This window comes from Microcystis sp. M090S1, assembly GCF_020246295.1.
In the GTDB taxonomy this organism is placed as follows: Bacteria; Cyanobacteriota; Cyanobacteriia; order Cyanobacteriales; family Microcystaceae; genus Microcystis; species Microcystis aeruginosa.
Window position 1 is genome coordinate 1 of the sequence record NZ_JADBTF010000242.1, and the last position, 16,879, is coordinate 16,879.

The window sequence follows — 16,879 nt, forward strand, 5'->3', positions numbered from 1 at the left end:
CCTCTGCTCTTTCTTCTTCTTTAAGAGCTTTTTGTAAGTTTTTCTTTTCTTCTAAGTCTAGGAAATCTTTGGCTGGCATAAGTAGGATTTTTCTAAAATTACTATTTCTATTTTAGGTGGTTTAAGTGCGTTTTAGCTTATCAACCGCCACCGCCACCGAGTACCTTACCCTTTGTAACTTCTTTTGACAAAAATCTTCCAATCGGTCCGTCTTATCGAGTTTTTTACGACGCGGAATCGTTTGCTGGTGGACGCACGCCTGAAGGTTATTTTGATTGCCAGGGTCCTTTTTCGGATTTTTATGAGCTAGACGAACCACTCCCGGGTCGAATCTGGATATATCGCGTTAATTTCCTGGAAGAGTTTAGAGGTAATTTCTCAACAGGAACTGCGAATATCCGCATGAGCAACCTGATGGCCTATGGAACGGATATTCCTTTAGGTCAGATCACTAACGCGTCAGGTGTCATAAACATCCAAAGAAATACCGTAAAGGTCACAAGAATTCAACGCTTATCTGACAACGAGTTTCTTGACCCCATGCTTCCGCCAACGGGTCCGACACCTCCTTACGCGCTTGCGCCAGAATCTCCCAACTCTCCGCCGCTCACCAGCCCCGGCCCGCAAGCTCCAACCCCTACCAACCCCGTTCCTTTTGGCCCGCCGGGTGCTACTCCCCCTTTTGTTCCTTTCCCTAGACCAGAAAAAAACAATACCGGTGGACAAAACGAACCGCCCAAAAAGGAAGAAACCCCGCCATGGTTTAGTCCTTTTCCAGCGCTCGATCCTCCATTTAAAGAACCTTTTGACTTTAATCCTACTGACACGCCTAAGACTACGGGTCCTTATGTAGTCAACGATCCAGTTCTCGATTTTGGTCTGAACCGCCCCCCCAACCCGCTTGCCCACCCAATTCCTATCCCTGATCCTGCTCCCATTCCTGCCACTGACCTCATTCCTAATCCTGCTCCCATTCCTACCACTGACCCCAATCCTAATCCCACTAATCCCCCCAACAGACAACCCACTACCACCCCAGAGCCAAACAAGGATAAAAATCCCATTCCATTTTTCCCGCCATTTCCGATTGTTAATCCTACCAATCCAAGGATAGAAACCCCCCCGAATAATCCTCCTCCTGTCAACCAAACACCGCCAGGTAATAGCTGCTGCGTTGCTACTCCTGTTACCCAGTCGCTCGGTGACATTAATCAAAAAAGTGATCTGTTGTTAGAAAAAATGATTGATTTGTCTCTGTTACAAGTTATCAATGGAAAGCTTGGACCACAAATTAGCGGGGGATTATCGGGCTATCTTCAAGATAGGTTTACTAAGTTGTGGAAGTCGCGAGTAGTTGACCGCACCCTTAATTTAATGGCTACGGCTGCATCTATTCATAATGCGGTCATGCTGTCTCGAAACATTGGCTCGACTTTAATTTCCACTTTAGGCAATGCTTTAAGCATTATCGGCATTAAAGATGGCGATGAAGTTGCTCAAAATTTCTCTACAGTTATCGGTGATGGAATTGAAAATATTGTTAAAGGATTAATAGGCGAAGCCAACTACACACAACTGTCTGAAACGTGGGCAAAGGCTAATAGGATTTATCAAAGCGCCATCAACATTTATCAGTTAATGACTGATTCGCTTTTTGGTATTACAGAGGGACTAGAGCAAACCGCCAAATATACTGGAAAGATTGGCAACGCTTTAAGAAAGTCCGGAGTAGTTTTAGAAAACTCCTATAATTGGATGAGTGAGACTTTTAATTTTTCTAGTGGCAAAAACAGAAAAATTGATCGAGTGATTGAGGGGCTACAGGAAGCAAGCGAGGTGGCTTCTGACTTAGAAAGCATAACCTCGGAATTTAGATCAGTCACCGAGAATGTAGCGGAAATTGGCACCCAGGTAAACACAATCAAGACAGAAATTAACGGAAAAGAAGAAAACAAAAAGAACAACGAAGACAACAGCAAAAACTCGTCACAGTCCCCGCAAATAAATAAATCTGATTTAACTAAACCCGACAATTAATAATCTATGCCTATCCCTAACAACTTTGACGAATTTGAACATTTGCAAGGCACTATTTTAAGAGTCCACAATCGAATAGTACGAGAAGAATTTAGCGATATTACAGGCGATGATTTAGATTTAGCCGTCCCTCGGTCTTCGTTGCGTTGGGCTTGTTTACTCAAGGATAATGATACTTGCGATATGATGATTCAGAGGTTTTTATTGTTTTATTTTAGTTTAAGACGAGCGCAAGATTTACAGCAGCCGTTTTATGGGATTCCCTTAGATGATTTACACGCTTCAAGGAAGTTTAAACCACAGATTACCCTTTATTTTAAAGAAGATCAGAACGATGTAGAGGACGATGCGCGTCCAACGTGGGGGGAAATTTCTTTTAGATTAATGAATGAATCTAGCACGACAATTACAAAAACAGAATTAACTACTTTAGCCAACAAAATAAAGACAGAGTTTGGAGCCGCTAACGGGTATATTTGGAGAAAAGGAAGAAAATTATACTCTTATACCGAAAAAGATAAGGGCTATCAATTACAGTTGCTTTGTCGAGATGAGGCGACAGCTAAAGAGTTGATTAATAAGGTTTTAGACTTACAAAATGATAGTCCTGATTGGAAGTTTTTAAAGTCTAACATTGCCGACAACGAAAATGAATCTTTTCCCTACAACTCAGGTAATCAGACAATTTTAGGGAAAGTCCGACGTAAACCCCGTCGTCGCCCTATGGTTGATGTGCGCTTCCAGTACGCCACGGCTACCATTTGGGGGGTGAATAAGCCGATCGCTCTTTACGATCGCTCGTTGGCCTTCCTTGATGCTCTTGTAGATGAATTTCTCTAGTATTCACGGATAGTCTATACCCTTCCGTCGAGTCGTATTGGCTGGAAGCCTTGCTATAACTGAGTTAACGGATTCGCCGAGAGCGGCACAATCACTGTAATAAGCGGATAATATGGCAAGAAAAAGATTTTCAGATTTAGAACGAGTGTACGATGCGCTAAAGCTGGGAAAGGTCGATCCTAGCACCCTTCCACAGAATTTAGACTTTGTTAAATATGCTAAATGGCGCGAAGGGAACGGACCGGTGCGAACAATCATCAGACCGAACCTAAATGGAGAGGTCGAGGTAGGGGTGAAAGCGTTTGGGTTCGGATTTGACGATGAGGAGGGTAAATTAAAAGTTGCCCTGTCTGGGCGCTCTAGTGCTTTTTTAAATGGATTTGGTCCAAAAGCTAAGTTTGGAGTGATTACGACCAACGTAAACGAGTATCAAAGAAACAGCGGCTTTGTACCCGCTAAAGCTCGCATCGCTACTATTATCGCCTCAACCACTGAAACATCGGCAATCACTGGGCGAAAATACAAATCTAAATCCGGGCAAGCCTACACAATCCCTATGGGACAAACAAGCGGAACGCTTCGTTATCAACAGGCAATTAACTCTATTTTAACCGATGCCGTTTTCGCGGGTGCCAACTCAACTCACGTCATTAGCTTTGAAACAGAGCGGTTCCGTCGTGATTAATGCGGATCAACTTAAAGATAGGATACGGCTATGGACTCCAGGGGGATTCGACAAGGTTTCTCCGGAAGAAACCTCAACTAATCTAATTATTTGTGGGGAAGCGCTGTCCGATTTCTTTTCTTTAAAAATTACTCCGACAGAATATCTCGACATAGTTGAGAGTTGCGGGGTCAACGTCGATGACTATTTAGAAATAATCAACGAGAATCTGAGAGATGACTTCTTATAATGCTGGTAATTCCAGTAATTGGCAGTCTGTCTGGAATCAAAGCTTTACCGCAGCACCAGCGCCGGGAAACAGACCAGAACTAGAGCGGTATTTTCCTTTACCAGAAATATCCGTACCAATTCAGTTAAATGCTGGGTTAATTGCTTTTTACGCCAGCAGTCAAGACGCCGATCCTAAATGGAAGTTGGCTGCCGAGGTTAAGCGCAAATATGTCACGGGGTTGACTGTGGGGGGGAACACTGACGCAGTGGTAGATAGTAAGCGAATTTTTTTAAATCAATTTTCGCTACTAAGATATCCTGTTAGTTTTGGGTCGAGTTATTCCTTGTTAATTTCGGTTCCTTACTGGCATCGAGAAATCTCGTTGTATTTATGGGAATATACCGGACCGATTATCGACACATCCGAGCAAAAACTCGATCTAATCTTGGAGAGATTACCGGATTTATCATGATTCCACTCACTTTATTGGCTGTTGTTTGTCCTTTATTTTTTTTAGAATGTCACAAAAAAATAAAATTGCATTATTTTTTGTCGGCGCGGGATTATTAAGCGGAATTGTCTTGAGTTATCATCTTCCCCCCGAAAAATTGACTATGGCTCTGACTGGACCGACTGCTGTAGTGGGCGCCGGACTAACGCAATGGAACACTAAGGATAGTAAAGACGATGACTCAGACACAAATTAACTGGAAAAATCCTACTCAAAAAATCTCTAAATATTTTTCTGTGGGAGAAGTAACAAAAAGAGATGCGCGCCGGATTCCTCAATCGGGTGGTGAAGTAGAGCGAAATATTTTGCAAATTGCGATCGAGCTTGATAAAATTCGTGACGAGTGGGGGTCTCCGATTTTGGTTAATTCTTGGTATCGCCCTTCCGAGGTTAATCGTGCCGTGGGCGGGTCGCGGAATTCTGAACATCTTTGGGGTCGCGCGGTTGATATCCGTCCGCTCAATCCGGGACGCTTGGTTAAGTTTCAGGCGTGGCTAGATCAGCACTGGTATGGAGCACTAGGGTATGGAGCGGCCCGCGGTTTTATTCATCTCGACACAAGAAACGCTAAAGGTTGGCGCTCCGGTGGTCAAAAAGGGCCACGATGGAATTATTAGGGTCGTTGTCACTTCCAATTAATCAATCGCCATTAAAGCGATTGATTTTTTTCTAGGGGTATCAGCTTACTAAATTAGCCGTAAAATTAAAAGCTAATATAGCGGTGTGCAGTCGTATGAGGTACAGTGTCACGAGCTATAAACCATGCTAGGCAAAGCTTGGTCTGTATCTCACTCAAGCGCTTACCGCTATAGAGTACCTAAAACAATAGACCTCTTGCAGAAATCAAAAATCGTTGTTAGGGTTAGGAGTCAGTAGCCAGTAGTCAGTAGTCAGGAGAATTAAAAATGAGCATTAATCAATTAAATGGTCTATTTACAGATTTTATGCCATTTAATCCTTATTTTTGCCGTTTTTGAACCATGAAAAATTAATTATGCAAGAGGTTTAATTAATTATCCATCTAAACCGTCAGCCGTCAGTCGAACGCTTTTTCACCGGATTAGTAAACAGTGAACTAAAAACTCAAATCTGATCCCTGATAAGCTGTCTCCTGTCTCCTGTCTCCTCTCGACCGTCTCCTCACCTAAGGGAAGATTTTTGCTGTTTGCAGGAGATCTACTGATTCACCGAGGACTTGCGACGACGACAGCGTTCTGAACAGTATTTGACCTCATGCCAACAGTTTTGCCACTTTTTGCGCCAAGTAAAGGATAAACCGCAAACGGGACAAATTTTACTGGGAAGATCGGACTTCGAGACCTGACGTGCCATGATTAAACTTAAAAAGTCAAAAACTGCGCCTTATCTATGAGTGTAGATGAAAATAATCAGAGTTCCCCACTCGATCGCCTGAGAATTATTTTAGTTGAACCAGCCGGAGCCTTAAATGTGGGTTCCACTGCCAGAATTATGCGGAATATGGGCTTAAGTCGCTTAATTATCGTCAATCCTGCCTGTGATATCCTGGGAGAAGAAGCGCGACGCATGGCAGTACACGGGATTGAAGTCCTAGAAAACTGTTCACGGGTAGCCACCCTTGGGGAAGCTTTGCAGGGTTGTCATCGCATCATTGCCACCACCTCGAAACCCCGTCACCTGAATACTCCCCTCGAAACACCCCGGGCCGCCTTACCCTGGTTACTCACCCCTAACCTAGAATCGGCCTTAATTTTTGGTCCAGAAGACCGGGGTTTAAGTAACAGCGAACTGAACCACGCCCAGCGTTTTGTCGGTATTCCCGCTAATCCTCAATATTCCTCCCTCAATCTCGCCCAAGCGGTGGCGGTTTGCTCCTACGAACTGTACCAAATGGCGACGGAAAATAGGCTCGAACCCCCGTTAGAAACGCTCCCCAATGCCACTTTTGAGGCTCTAGAAGGCTATTATCAGCACTTGGAGAGCTTTTTGCTCAAAATTGGCTATCTTTACCCCCACACCGCCGCCGCTAGGATGGAGAAATTCCGGCAATTTTATCATCGGGCCCGGCCCACGGTGGAGGAATTAGCCCTGCTGCGGGGCATTATCGGTCATATTGAAAGTATCGGGCAACTTTTTCTCGGTCTTGATAGTCTCAAGGGCAAGAAAAAAAATTCTCCTAGCGATCGATAATAAATCTGGATACCCTTGAGGAAAACCGTGACTCGTCAAGTAACTCGTCGTCCTACTAAAGTCCAATCTGGCCCTGGGTCCCCTAGGGCCATGGACTCAAACAACAAAAAAAAGTCTTTACCGGTTAAAAGGGCAAAAAAACAGCGTAAAACTAACCTAATCGCCTCTTTTCTCCTTCAGCTTCTTCGCTTCTCTATCCTTGGTGTCGGTTTAGGTGCGATCGCTGGTACGGTTTTAACGGTGGTGGATCCGAGCAAATTACCTCTACACCCAAAACCCACCGCTACTAATTCCCCGACTCCCCAACCCGTCACCCCAAAACCGACCACGTTAGTTTTAAACGAAAATCTCAGCAGCCTCAACCAGAAATTACAGGCTTTAGCGGTCAAATATCCGAAATTACAGGCGGGAGCTTTATTTATTGACCTCGATAACGGTGCTTACGCTAATTTTCGCGGAGATACTATTTTTGCTGCCGCTAGTACGATTAAAATCCCGATTCTGGTCGCCTTTTTTGAGGATGTGGATGCGGGAAAAATTCGTCTCGATGAAACCCTTGTGGCCACTAAGGATGTCATGGCCAGTGGGTCCGGGGATATGCAGTATCTAGGAGTGAATAAAACCTATACTGCCCTAGAAACCGCCACTAAAATGAACGTAATTAGCGATAATACCGCTACTAATATGTTAATTAAGCGCATGGGCGGCAAAGAGGCTCTTAATCAGCGTTTTCAAGCTTGGGGTTTGACCAGTACGGTAATTAATAACGCTTTACCAGACTTGGAAGGAACCAATACCACAAGTCCGAGAGATTTGGTGACAATCTTAGGAAAAGTTAATCAAGGGGAATTACTCAGTTTACGTTCCCGCGATCGTCTATTGAATATTATGCAGGAAACGCGCACTCGCACCCTGCTGCCGCAAGGTATCGAGAAATCTGCCAATATTGCCCATAAAACCGGTGATATTGGCTCGATGTTAGCGGATGCGGGGATTATTGATATGCCCAACGGAAAACGCTATCTAGGAGCAGTGATGGTGAAACGTCCCCACAATGATAGTAACGCTAGGACTCTGATTCAACAAATATCGCGCACGGCCTACCAACACTTTAAATGGTATCAAACTCAACCCGCAGCCAAACCGCAACCGGTCGCCCAATCTTCTCCCTCTCCTAGTCCGGTCGTTATTCCTAGTCCGGGTAATTAGCCCCTAGGTTAAATTATTGGCTAAAAGACGGGCTAATTGTTCGGCATTTGCCCGGGGGGAAAGACGAGGAAGGATTTTTTCCCCCGTGGCCAGTTTTTGACAGAGGACGGGGATTTCGTACTGATAAGCGTTAAACCAATCCTCTCGACTGGTAATGTCCCTAATTTCTAACTGCCACTCCGGTTGACGGATTTTTTCTAGTTTCTCTAGCAACCCTTCGCAAAGATGACAGTCCGGTTTACTGTATAAAATTAGTTCTATGGTAGTCATAAATATTTATGTTCATTACCTCCACGATTAGTCTCTCATCAACAATTCTACAAACTCCCACACCCACAACGACTTTAAATAATAATTTAGTTAATTCAGGTACTCAATATCTAGTCTATATCGGTGTGTTTCTTCTGGCAATTAGCCTAGTCATGGTTATTGGTATTATCAATAAAAAAATTGAATACGCTCTCATTTTTGCCGCAACTCTCACTGTTATTTTAATTGCTTTCTTCTGGTTTTTATAAGTCCTTCAACCAAGGAAATTGAGGGCAAACCCCCCTTAATAAAGCTTGACGGCTCTCGTTGATTTACCTTCACCGAATTGTTAACTAATTCGAGTTCAGACTTGACAAAAATCTCCCTAAAACCGAGCGGAAGAACGTAGGTTGGGTTGAAGCATGAAACCCAACGCTCGATTATGTTACGCTACCGCTAAACCATGCTATAAATAATTGTGCCTCCCTACTTATACAAGCAAAAAGCTGCATCTCACATTTGCAGAAATACCGACAATTAGCAATTATCAGTGACTATTAAATTGGTACAAAAATATGAACAATCGCGTGTAAGCATCCCACCGAAAAACTAATGCGCTCCGGGGTTTGGGGGGTAGAACCCCCCAAAAGCTTGGATTGAGTGATAAAACCGAAAGTAACACACCCAATTTTAGGAGAAAGTTTCCCCTTAAAAATCGCAACTTAGTCGATTTACAAAAATGAGATGTACCCCAAGCAAAACGATCGGACTTATAATATAAGTGTATTGATTGTGGCTTGTTGCTAGAATCACCCCAAATTGACTCAATGGGTTTATAAACGATGACAACCCTAGATATTGCTACCGATATTGTCTGTCCTCCCACCGATTTATGGAGTGATGAACCACCCGTGGAAAGTGATCTGCATTTACAACAAATTATTTTATTATTATCTTGTCTTGATTGGCTCTGGCAAGATAGAAACGATTACTATGCTTCGGGCAATTTGACTATTTATTATAACGAAAGACAACTGAAACAGCGAGATTTTTGTGGACCAGATTTTTTCTTGGTTTTAGATACGGAGAAACGTCCCAGAAAAAGTTGGGTCGTCTGGGGAGAAGGGGGTAAATATCCCAATGTAATCATCGAAATTCTCTCCGATTCCACCGCTAATGTGGACAGAAAAGCCAAAAAGGAACTATATCAGCATACTTTCCGGACTCCTGAATATTTTTTGTTTGATCCTAATACTTTAGAATGGCAAGGATTCACTTTAATCGAGGGACAATACCAACCGATTACCCCCAATGAAAACGGTTATTTATGGAGTAAGCAACTAGGATTATATTTAGGAATTTTTGCCAATAAATTGCGCTATTTCACTGAATCGGGTGAATTGGTTCCCACCCCTCAAGAGTCGGCCCAACAGGAAAGATTAGCCAAAGAACAGGAAAGATTAGCCAAAGAACAGGAAAGATTAGCCAAAGAAAGAGAACAACGACGGGCGGAAAAATTAGCCCAAAAGCTGCGAGAATTGGGCATTAATCCCGATGAAATTGCTTAAATCTCTGGTTGGGGGTGTTAGGGTGGAAACCATGGCGCAATTTTTCCTTAATTGCTAGGCATTAAAACGAGTAATCCGAAACTCTGATTCTAGCCTAGAAATCATGGCAAAATCTCCACACTGATGTTACAATAATGACCAAGGGCAACAATCTTCAAATATAATTAATGCCATGGTGCAAAAAATAGCTTTTTTTAATCATAAAGGTGGAGTGAGCAAAACTACAACCACTTTTAACCTTGGTTGGATGCTTGCTGAGAAGGGCAAAAGAGTAATTATTGTCGATACCGATCCCCAATGTAACTTAACTGGTATGGCTTTGACTAATGAAAGTGAAGATAGGGAGGAAAGACTACAAGCCATCTACAATACTTACTCTAATATTAAAACAGCTTTAGCACCTGCTTTTGAGTCTCAACCGAGATTAATCGAAGCTGTGGACTGTATTCCTATTGATGGTCGTGATGACTTATTTTTACTGCCTGGTCATGTGGGATTAGCTGAATATGAAGTTACCCTAGGTATTGCTCAAGAACTTAGTGGGTCAATTCAGGCTTTAAAAAATCTCCCCGGTGCGATTACATATTTATTAGACAAAACTGCCGAAAGATTTCAAGCTGACTATATTTTAATCGATATGAGTCCCAGTTTGGGGTCAATCAATCAAAATATACTGATGACCAGCAACTTTTTTATTGTGCCAACCACAGCGGATTTTTTCTCGGTTATGGCTATCGATTCTTTAACTAAAATCTTGCCTAAGTGGCACCAATGGGCTAAGGCAGCTAGTGCTTTACAAATTCTCAAAACCGCCAACTATCCCTTCCCCGAAGTTAACCTACATTTTTTGGGAACTATTGTTCAGAACTATCGAATTATTCGTGGAAAAGAAACAAAAGCCTTTGAAAACTGGATTAACACAATCGAGGAAAATATCGGCAATAAAATGATTCCAGCCCTAGGAAAAAATGGCATGATGCTACCGAAATTTATCTACGATCAGAATGGTGTACCAGACTGCTGTACTCTAGTAAAAATTCCTAATTTTAATAGTCTTATTGCCTTATCTAAAGAGCATCAAATGCCTGTTTTTGCGCTAACTGCTGAACAATTGAAATCAGCTAAGTGGCAGGGTAAAGTGTTAGGTAAAGCCCAAGAAAAACAAGAGGACTTTAAAAAGATTTTTTCTGACTTAGCAGACAAAGTTATCGGTCTTACCTCCGAGATTTATGCAGTTAGCAATTGAACAATTTCGCCTTAGCATTGCCCGCGTTCGTGACTTGATCGCTATCCACAATTCCCTCAAATCTCAGACTACTTCCGCCCTAGATGTATCGGATATCCTCAGAGCCGCTTTAGTCCTGACTGTAAGCGCTTTAGATTATTATATTCACGAAGTGGTTACTCTAGGAATGCTAGAAATTTATCGAGGCCAACGTTCAGAACCTTCTCCCACTCCTAACAGTTCTCAATCTGCCTTTTCTCGTTTTAAAGTCTCCTTGAATGGCGCACGACAAGAACGATTGATAGCTATTAGTATTGGCTCTTGGTTAGAGAACGAAATTCAACAAAACTACGGTTCTTTTTTTGGTCAAGAATCTCGCTCAATTTCCGAGGTACTACCAATGATTGAAAATCTCCTCACCAACAAACTTAATAGTAATCATTGGCTAGAGGCTGAAATTAGAGAAAAACTCAGCTATGAAAGCTATCAACAACCGAACAAGATAGCGGATGCCATTAGACTAATTTCAGCCAAGGAATTGTGGAAAGAAGTGGCCAGCAAACTAAATAAACCAGCTAAAGATATTAAAAACCAACTTAGCGCAATTGTTGAGCGAAGGAACAAAATCGCCCATGAAGCTGATATAGACCCGAGTTATGGCATTGGCAGTCGCTGGAATATCGATGAAAATATGGTTAATGATGCCGTTAACTTTATAGAACAGCTTGTTGAAAATATCCATCAGGTACTTGAGGACATCCACTAGCCGAGAATTTCCCCGGCAGTCCAGCCATAAATACTTATGATTTCTCAGGGAATTATAACAATTATTAAATAATGTGTAGTTTTGTATACTGATGCCAAGAACTTAGCTACAATATCAAGTGGCGTAAGATATATAGAGATTAGCTTGTGAGTCGGCATCAAGACAGTCAAACTGACCGGAAACGAGAAGAAACACAGTTCACTCCTTACAGTGCAGAAGCGATCGCTCAACAATACCGTTACAAACCTTGGCAATTGTTCGGTCGCACTTTCGTGATTATTTGGTCTTTAGGATTATTTCTCCTCAGTCTCCTCTGGGACAAATGGACAAAGCAAGAAGAAGCCAATAAATACCGGCGTGCCAGCGAACTTAGGCAAATTCTCACCTGTTTAGGTCCCACCTTCATCAAAGTCGGTCAAGCTCTCTCTACCCGTCCCGACCTCGTTCGCAGAGACTTTTTAGACGAATTAGTTAAACTGCAAGACCAACTTCCCCCCTTCGATAACGACATTGCTTTTGCCATTATCGAGACAGAATTGGGAATGTCCGCAGAAACAGCCTATCGAGAAATATCCCCCACCCCGGTAGCTGCCGCTAGTTTAGGACAGGTTTACAAAGCGATACTCCCCACCGGCGAAGAAGTAGCCGTTAAAGTGCAACGGCCCGGGCTGCGGGCGCTTTTAAGCCTCGATTTATACCTAATGCGCTGGGCCGCCCAAAAATTCGGTCGTTTATTACCCCTCAATCTCGGCCACGACCTCACCCTGATTGTCGATGAATTCGGCACCAAACTCTTTGAGGAAATCGACTATCAAAACGAAGGTCGCAACGCTGAAAAATTCGCCACCAACTTCCAAAATAACCCCGAAGTTAAAGTTCCCAGTATCTACTGGCGTTATAGTGGTCGCCGCGTCCTCACCCTGGAATGGATTGATGGCTATAAACTCACCGATACCGAGAACATCAAAGCTTTAGGATTAGACCCCAATAATATCGTTAAAATCGGCGTCACCTCCGGATTACAGCAACTCCTCGAACACGGCTTTTTTCACGCTGATCCCCACCCGGGTAATCTTTTCGCCACTTTTGATGGTCGCATGGCCTATATCGATTTTGGCATGATGGACCAGTTAGAGGAGGAAACTAAAGAAACCCTCGCTAGTTGCGTCGTCGATTTAATTAACAAAGACTACGAAAACCTAGCCAGCAACTTTGTCAAACTGGGATTTTTAACCCCAGAAACGGATATAAAACCTATTATTCCAGCGCTAGAACGAGTTTTAGGCAATGCCATCGGTCAAAGGGTCGGTGACTTCAATTTCCGCACCATTACCGATGATTTCTCCGAATTGATGTACGAGTATCCCTTCCGGATTCCCGCCAAATTCGCCCTGATTATTCGTTCCCTCGTCACCCAAGAAGGGGCAGCCCTCACCCTCGATCCTAACTTCAAAATCGTCCAAGTGGCCTATCCCTACGTCGCTAAACGTCTCCTGACCGGGGAATCGCCGCAACTGCGCCGGCGTTTACTGGATGTCCTGTTCAAAGACGGTAAATTCCAGTGGCAACGCCTAGAAAACATGATTACAATGGCTCGCTCGGAAAGTAACTTCGATTTACTGCCCACCGCGCAATTAGGCATCACTTTTCTTCTCTCGGAAGAAGGTCGTTATCTGCGTCGTCAATTGCTATTAGCTTTAACGGAAGATGACCGTCTCCATACTGCCGAAGTGCAACGTCTCTGGGGTTTAATTCAAGGAGAATTGCAACCGCGGCGACTCCTGGATGTGGCCATGAGCGCTTTTCGGGAATTATCGTCCCAAGGTGTGGCCGCTGTCCTTCCGCGAGAAACCAGTTCGCGTTAAAGTGTTTAAGGTCATCATCGGTTAATCACTTTTTCTATGGATTATTATTTTCTGCCCCAACCGCCCTATTTTCTAGTTTTTGCCGGTTTATTTATCGGTATTACCTGCGGGGCTGCTTTTGAAGCTAGTCTCAAGCAAGTGGTTAACAATTGGTATAAAAATAAGGGTTCAGACGATCAAAATCTTTTAAAATCCAGTTCCTTACAAATTCCTTTTATCGGTATTTGTGTAGGAATCTGTCTTTTCCTTGCCTCGGGATTAGATATATTTATTCTCAATGGTTGGGTTGCCTACGCTATCTCTCTCCCCATGACTATCTTTATCGGTGGTTTGGTTTGGAGTCAGTTAGGGGAATTATTAGGCCAATTACAGCGCGGCGGTTCTAAAGAAATTGACCTCGATTATCGGGGATAATTAGCAGACAGCCAACATTTAGGACTAAGAGAATAGGTGTTAGCAGATAGGAAAGATCAACTACCCCACAACTAACACCAAACCCTTATTTATACCCAATTTACCAGCTATTTTGGCCCGCGATTTTAGATGCAAAAACCTTTAGCATGGCATTGGCGATCGCTTCCTCTGCATCAGCGCACCGGTTCCGAGGTTTTTGCCTGCTTATTCTCCCAAGATGCGATCGCTACTTTACTAGAAAGTCCCTATCCGGGTAATTCCCTCTCCCGTTACTCTCTTTGTGCTGGTTCCCCGCGTCAGCTTTGGACTCCCGCACTAGGGGAAATTTTGCCCTTTTTAAGCAGTTTACTCCCCCAAACCCGATCTGATGTTCTTCCCGATCATCTTCCCTTCCATGGCGGTTGGTTGGGGTGGTTAGGCTACGATTTAGCTTGGGAAATAGAAAAATTACCCGACAGGAAAGCTGATACTCTCCCTTTTCCCGTCGCTTATTGGTATGAACCGGATAGTTTTGCCATTCTCGATCACCAAGCACAAATTCTCTGGTTAGCTGCCAGCAAACCCGAAGATTTAGATAAATACGAACAATCTTTAACCGCTAACCCCGATTTTGAGTTTATCGATCCTCATCCCTCTCCCTTAATCTTTTATACTTCTCAACTCGACTACGAAAAAGCTGTTAAAAAAGCTCTGGATTATATCAGAAAAGGCGATATTTTTCAAGCAAATTTATCCCTAAGATTTCAAAGCACAACTAGGGCAAAAGGATGGCAAATTTATCGCAGTTTACAACAGATTAACCCTTCTCCTTTTGCCAGTTATTGGCGCACCCCTTGGGGCGAAATGATTAGTTGTTCTCCCGAAAGATTGGTGAAATTAGAAAGAGGAATAGCCAGCACTAGACCAATCGCTGGAACCCGTCCCCGGGGTAAAACTGAGGCACTCGATCGACAATTGGCCGAGGAACTATTAACTAATAAAAAAGAACGCGCCGAGCATATTATGCTAGTGGATCTAGAACGTAATGATCTGGGTAGAGTTTGTGAATGGGGATCGGTTGATGTTGATGAATTACTGACGATCGAGCGTTATAGTCACGTTATGCACTTGGTCAGTAATGTTCAAGGAAAACTAGATAAAAAGTATCATGCTATTGATTTAATTAAAGCTCTTTTCCCCGGGGGAACAATTACCGGTTGTCCGAAAGTTCGTTGTCTAGAAATTATCGAAGAATTGGAACCGGTGCGACGCAATTTATTCTATGGTTCCTGTGGCTATATTGACCTACGGGGTCATTTAGATTTGAATATTCTCATCCGTACCCTATTAATGACTACTCAAGGGAATTTAAACACCGTTTGGGGACAAGTGGGAGCGGGAATAGTTGCCGATAGCGATCCCGAAAAAGAATGGTTAGAATCCCTTCATAAAGCTGAGGCACAATTAATCGCTTTACATTCTTTTTAATTTTTGATTTCAACAAACTAACCTATTGTTGCATCTAAAACCGATCTTTTTACTTTTTACCTTATCTGCTATTTTGTAGGATAGCTTCCGATCTTGAACCCTATTCATGAATCAAATTTCTATCGCTGTTACTTTTTTTCTTAGTTTAGTCTTGACCTCGCTTCCCTTTTTACTTTTCGGGACGGCCGTTTCCAGTTTTTTGCTGGTTTTCGTCAATAAACAGCGATTAGCGGCGATATTTCCCCGTAATCGACTGTTAGGAGCGATCGTTGGCAGTGCCATCGGATTAATCCTACCGGTCGGACAATACGGCACGATTCCCGTCGCTAGAAGATTCTTATTAGAGGGAGTACCCCCAGGGGTGGTGTTTAGCTTTCTCACCGCTGCACCTACCCTAAATATCGTCACTCTTTGGCTAACTTGGCAGACTTTCACCTATTCTAGTATTTTCTTCTATCGATCGCTTTCGGTCTGGTTAATGGCAATTTTTATCGGCACTCTCTTTAGTTTCTATCGGGAAAAACCCCGCACCGATAGCCAAATTCCCCTAGAATCGAGTTTAGTTCTTTCCGGTAGTTTTTTACCGGAGGAAGCAGCCAGTCAACCCCTACAAAGAGTCGGCAATCTTGTTTATGAGTATAAAACTAGAGATAGGCAAGCTTGGCCAATTTCTGTGCAGCTATTTCTCGATAACTTTATCAATGAAGCACTGGAATTAGGGGGATTATTAATTATTGGCTGTGCGATCGCTAGTGTCTTTCAGCTATTATTACCTCAGAGTCAATTAATTGCCTGGGGGGATACTCCCGTTACTCAAATTCTCGTGCAGTTGTTTTTTGGTTTCACTCTCGCTGTTAATGCCAGTCTTAGCACTTTTGTCCCCGGTTCTTTAATTACTAATCTGTCCGTGGGTTCTACTCTAGCTTTTTTACTGGTCGCTTCCCTCATTGATATTAAAGCTTTTATCCTTCTCCTATCAGCTTTCCGTGCTAAAATCGTCCTTTATTTCGGAATTTTATGCCTGTTAATGACTTTTTTAGTGGCTCTGATCCTCAGTTTTTATCTAGGTTGAATTCCTTCCGGGTCAGAAAAATTTTCTCTTGACAAAAGCCCCTTGACATGATATTATATTCATGATGGAAAATCCGTGCGCCTGCGAACCCTCTTTTCCCAAGCATTTAAACTCTAACTCATCTTGATTCTGCTTGTCAGAGTTGTGACAACATAGTTTTATAGTTCTCCATAATTGTTTGGGTATGGGGATGATTGTCTCCTAATACTTGGGTAGCAACCTTAATCGCTTCTCGATATAGCGGTGTGCAGCCGTATGAGGTACAGTGTCACGAGCTATAAACCATGCTAGGCAAAGCTTGGTCTGTATCTCACTCAAGCGCTTACCGCTATAGAGAGGTTCTGGGAGCATCTCACTTATGCAATGAGTATTAATGCTTATAGCCGTCAACAACTAGAAAATCTTCAACTTGATCACAAAGAGAAATGAGATTATAATAGTTATAGCTTACAATTCAGGCTCTTCGGGAATTGTTATGCAAATAATTAACTTAAAATAAAATTCGATGAGAGCGCCTACGCTCAAAAGTATCTGAAATCCATATAGGGAAGGACTTAAGGCACAAACAGGTTAATACCAAAAGATAGACAA

Annotated in this window: 18 protein-coding genes; 16 read left to right on the plus strand and 2 right to left on the minus strand. The window is 43.0% G+C overall.

Features of this window, described 5'->3' with window-relative positions; all coding sequences use genetic code 11:
- Positions 1-402 precede the first annotated feature (402 nt).
- The 6 genes from IM477_RS10845 to IM477_RS10870 all read left to right on the plus strand — a co-directional run bounded on the left by IM477_RS10845 (position 403) and on the right by IM477_RS10870 (position 4,901).
- A complete protein-coding gene (locus IM477_RS10845) occupies positions 403-2,037 on the plus strand; it encodes a hypothetical protein (protein ID WP_287731697.1) in 1,635 nt (544 codons plus the stop codon).
- Positions 2,038-2,043: 6 nt separating this feature from the next.
- Entirely contained in the window at positions 2,044-2,877 is an 834-nt protein-coding gene (locus IM477_RS10850; RefSeq protein ID WP_287731698.1) for a hypothetical protein, read from the plus strand.
- Positions 2,878-2,989: 112 nt separating this feature from the next.
- Positions 2,990-3,562 (plus strand): hypothetical protein, encoded by a 573-nt coding sequence (locus IM477_RS10855; RefSeq protein ID WP_287731699.1) that lies wholly within the window; start codon positions 2,990-2,992, stop codon positions 3,560-3,562.
- 215 nt (positions 3,563-3,777) lie between these two features.
- A complete protein-coding gene (locus tag IM477_RS10860) occupies positions 3,778-4,245 on the plus strand; it encodes a hypothetical protein (RefSeq protein ID WP_287731700.1) in 468 nt (155 codons plus the stop codon).
- Positions 4,246-4,291: 46 nt separating this feature from the next.
- A complete protein-coding gene (locus IM477_RS10865) occupies positions 4,292-4,480 on the plus strand; it encodes a hypothetical protein (protein ID WP_287731701.1) in 189 nt (62 codons plus the stop codon).
- Positions 4,461-4,901, plus strand: coding sequence for a D-Ala-D-Ala carboxypeptidase family metallohydrolase (locus IM477_RS10870; protein ID WP_287731702.1), 441 nt, complete (start codon positions 4,461-4,463; stop codon positions 4,899-4,901). Before IM477_RS10865 ends, IM477_RS10870 begins: the two co-directional genes overlap by 20 nt.
- Positions 4,902-5,460: 559 nt before the next feature.
- On the opposite strand, the gene IM477_RS10875 is transcribed toward IM477_RS10870, so the two are convergent.
- Positions 5,461-5,616, minus strand: coding sequence for a DUF2256 domain-containing protein (locus IM477_RS10875; RefSeq protein ID WP_190718840.1), 156 nt, complete (start codon positions 5,614-5,616; stop codon positions 5,461-5,463).
- Positions 5,617-5,652: 36 nt separating this feature from the next.
- Between IM477_RS10875 and IM477_RS10880 the strand changes: the two genes are divergently transcribed.
- On the plus strand, positions 5,653-6,453 hold the full coding sequence (locus IM477_RS10880; protein WP_287731703.1) for an RNA methyltransferase: 801 nt from the start codon (positions 5,653-5,655) through the stop codon (positions 6,451-6,453).
- A gap of 27 nt (positions 6,454-6,480) precedes the next feature.
- Positions 6,481-7,662 carry a serine hydrolase gene (locus IM477_RS10885; RefSeq protein WP_287731704.1) on the plus strand — a complete coding sequence of 394 codons (1,182 nt, stop codon included), beginning with the start codon at positions 6,481-6,483 and terminating at the stop codon, positions 7,660-7,662.
- A gap of 3 nt (positions 7,663-7,665) precedes the next feature.
- Here IM477_RS10885 and IM477_RS10890 read toward each other — a convergent pair whose 3' ends face one another.
- Positions 7,666-7,932 carry a glutaredoxin family protein gene (locus tag IM477_RS10890; protein WP_002750529.1) on the minus strand — a complete coding sequence of 89 codons (267 nt, stop codon included), beginning with the start codon at positions 7,930-7,932 and terminating at the stop codon, positions 7,666-7,668.
- A gap of 8 nt (positions 7,933-7,940) precedes the next feature.
- Between IM477_RS10890 and IM477_RS10895 the strand changes: the two genes are divergently transcribed.
- From IM477_RS10895 to IM477_RS10930, 8 genes are all read left to right on the plus strand, one after another.
- Positions 7,941-8,180, plus strand: a complete 240-nt coding sequence (locus tag IM477_RS10895) for a hypothetical protein (protein ID WP_287731705.1) — start codon at positions 7,941-7,943, stop codon at positions 8,178-8,180.
- A 573-nt stretch (positions 8,181-8,753) separates the two neighbouring features.
- Positions 8,754-9,479 (plus strand): Uma2 family endonuclease, encoded by a 726-nt coding sequence (locus IM477_RS10900; protein WP_287731706.1) that lies wholly within the window; start codon positions 8,754-8,756, stop codon positions 9,477-9,479.
- A 172-nt stretch (positions 9,480-9,651) separates the two neighbouring features.
- Positions 9,652-10,725, plus strand: a complete 1,074-nt coding sequence (locus tag IM477_RS10905) for a ParA family protein (protein WP_287731707.1) — start codon at positions 9,652-9,654, stop codon at positions 10,723-10,725.
- Positions 10,709-11,470: a HEPN domain-containing protein gene (locus IM477_RS10910; protein ID WP_287731708.1), complete on the plus strand. Its 762-nt coding sequence runs from the start codon at positions 10,709-10,711 to the stop codon at positions 11,468-11,470. Before IM477_RS10905 ends, IM477_RS10910 begins: the two co-directional genes overlap by 17 nt.
- A 146-nt stretch (positions 11,471-11,616) precedes the next feature.
- Positions 11,617-13,335: an ABC1 kinase family protein gene (locus IM477_RS10915; protein ID WP_287731709.1), complete on the plus strand. Its 1,719-nt coding sequence runs from the start codon at positions 11,617-11,619 to the stop codon at positions 13,333-13,335.
- Between the two features lie 36 nt (positions 13,336-13,371).
- The gene (locus IM477_RS10920; RefSeq protein ID WP_002734118.1) at positions 13,372-13,749 is read left to right on the plus strand and encodes a hypothetical protein; all 378 of its coding nucleotides are present in this window, start codon (positions 13,372-13,374) and stop codon (positions 13,747-13,749) included.
- A 129-nt stretch (positions 13,750-13,878) separates the two neighbouring features.
- Positions 13,879-15,216: an anthranilate synthase component I gene (locus tag IM477_RS10925; protein WP_287731710.1), complete on the plus strand. Its 1,338-nt coding sequence runs from the start codon at positions 13,879-13,881 to the stop codon at positions 15,214-15,216.
- Positions 15,217-15,322: 106 nt separating this feature from the next.
- Positions 15,323-16,288, plus strand: a complete 966-nt coding sequence (locus IM477_RS10930; protein WP_287731711.1) for a permease — start codon at positions 15,323-15,325, stop codon at positions 16,286-16,288.
- The last annotated feature ends 591 nt before the right edge of the window (positions 16,289-16,879 follow it).

Coding starts and splice junctions, on each gene's coding strand:
- IM477_RS10920 (WP_002734118.1), top strand. CDS start 13,372: ATGGATTATTATTTTCTGCCCCAACCGCCCTATTTTCTAGTTTTTGCC.
- IM477_RS10860 (WP_287731700.1), top strand. CDS start 3,778: ATGACTTCTTATAATGCTGGTAATTCCAGTAATTGGCAGTCTGTCTGG.
- IM477_RS10880 (WP_287731703.1), top strand. CDS start 5,653: ATGAGTGTAGATGAAAATAATCAGAGTTCCCCACTCGATCGCCTGAGA.
- IM477_RS10895 (WP_287731705.1), top strand. CDS start 7,941: ATGTTCATTACCTCCACGATTAGTCTCTCATCAACAATTCTACAAACT.
- IM477_RS10930 (WP_287731711.1), top strand. CDS start 15,323: ATGAATCAAATTTCTATCGCTGTTACTTTTTTTCTTAGTTTAGTCTTG.
- IM477_RS10905 (WP_287731707.1), top strand. CDS start 9,652: ATGGTGCAAAAAATAGCTTTTTTTAATCATAAAGGTGGAGTGAGCAAA.
- IM477_RS10890 (WP_002750529.1), bottom strand. CDS start 7,932: ATGACTACCATAGAACTAATTTTATACAGTAAACCGGACTGTCATCTT.
- IM477_RS10925 (WP_287731710.1), top strand. CDS start 13,879: ATGCAAAAACCTTTAGCATGGCATTGGCGATCGCTTCCTCTGCATCAG.
- IM477_RS10850 (WP_287731698.1), top strand. CDS start 2,044: ATGCCTATCCCTAACAACTTTGACGAATTTGAACATTTGCAAGGCACT.
- IM477_RS10845 (WP_287731697.1), top strand. CDS start 403: ATGAGCAACCTGATGGCCTATGGAACGGATATTCCTTTAGGTCAGATC.
- IM477_RS10910 (WP_287731708.1), top strand. CDS start 10,709: ATGCAGTTAGCAATTGAACAATTTCGCCTTAGCATTGCCCGCGTTCGT.
- IM477_RS10870 (WP_287731702.1), top strand. CDS start 4,461: ATGACTCAGACACAAATTAACTGGAAAAATCCTACTCAAAAAATCTCT.
- IM477_RS10875 (WP_190718840.1), bottom strand. CDS start 5,616: ATGGCACGTCAGGTCTCGAAGTCCGATCTTCCCAGTAAAATTTGTCCC.
- IM477_RS10865 (WP_287731701.1), top strand. CDS start 4,292: ATGTCACAAAAAAATAAAATTGCATTATTTTTTGTCGGCGCGGGATTA.
- IM477_RS10855 (WP_287731699.1), top strand. CDS start 2,990: ATGGCAAGAAAAAGATTTTCAGATTTAGAACGAGTGTACGATGCGCTA.
- IM477_RS10900 (WP_287731706.1), top strand. CDS start 8,754: ATGACAACCCTAGATATTGCTACCGATATTGTCTGTCCTCCCACCGAT.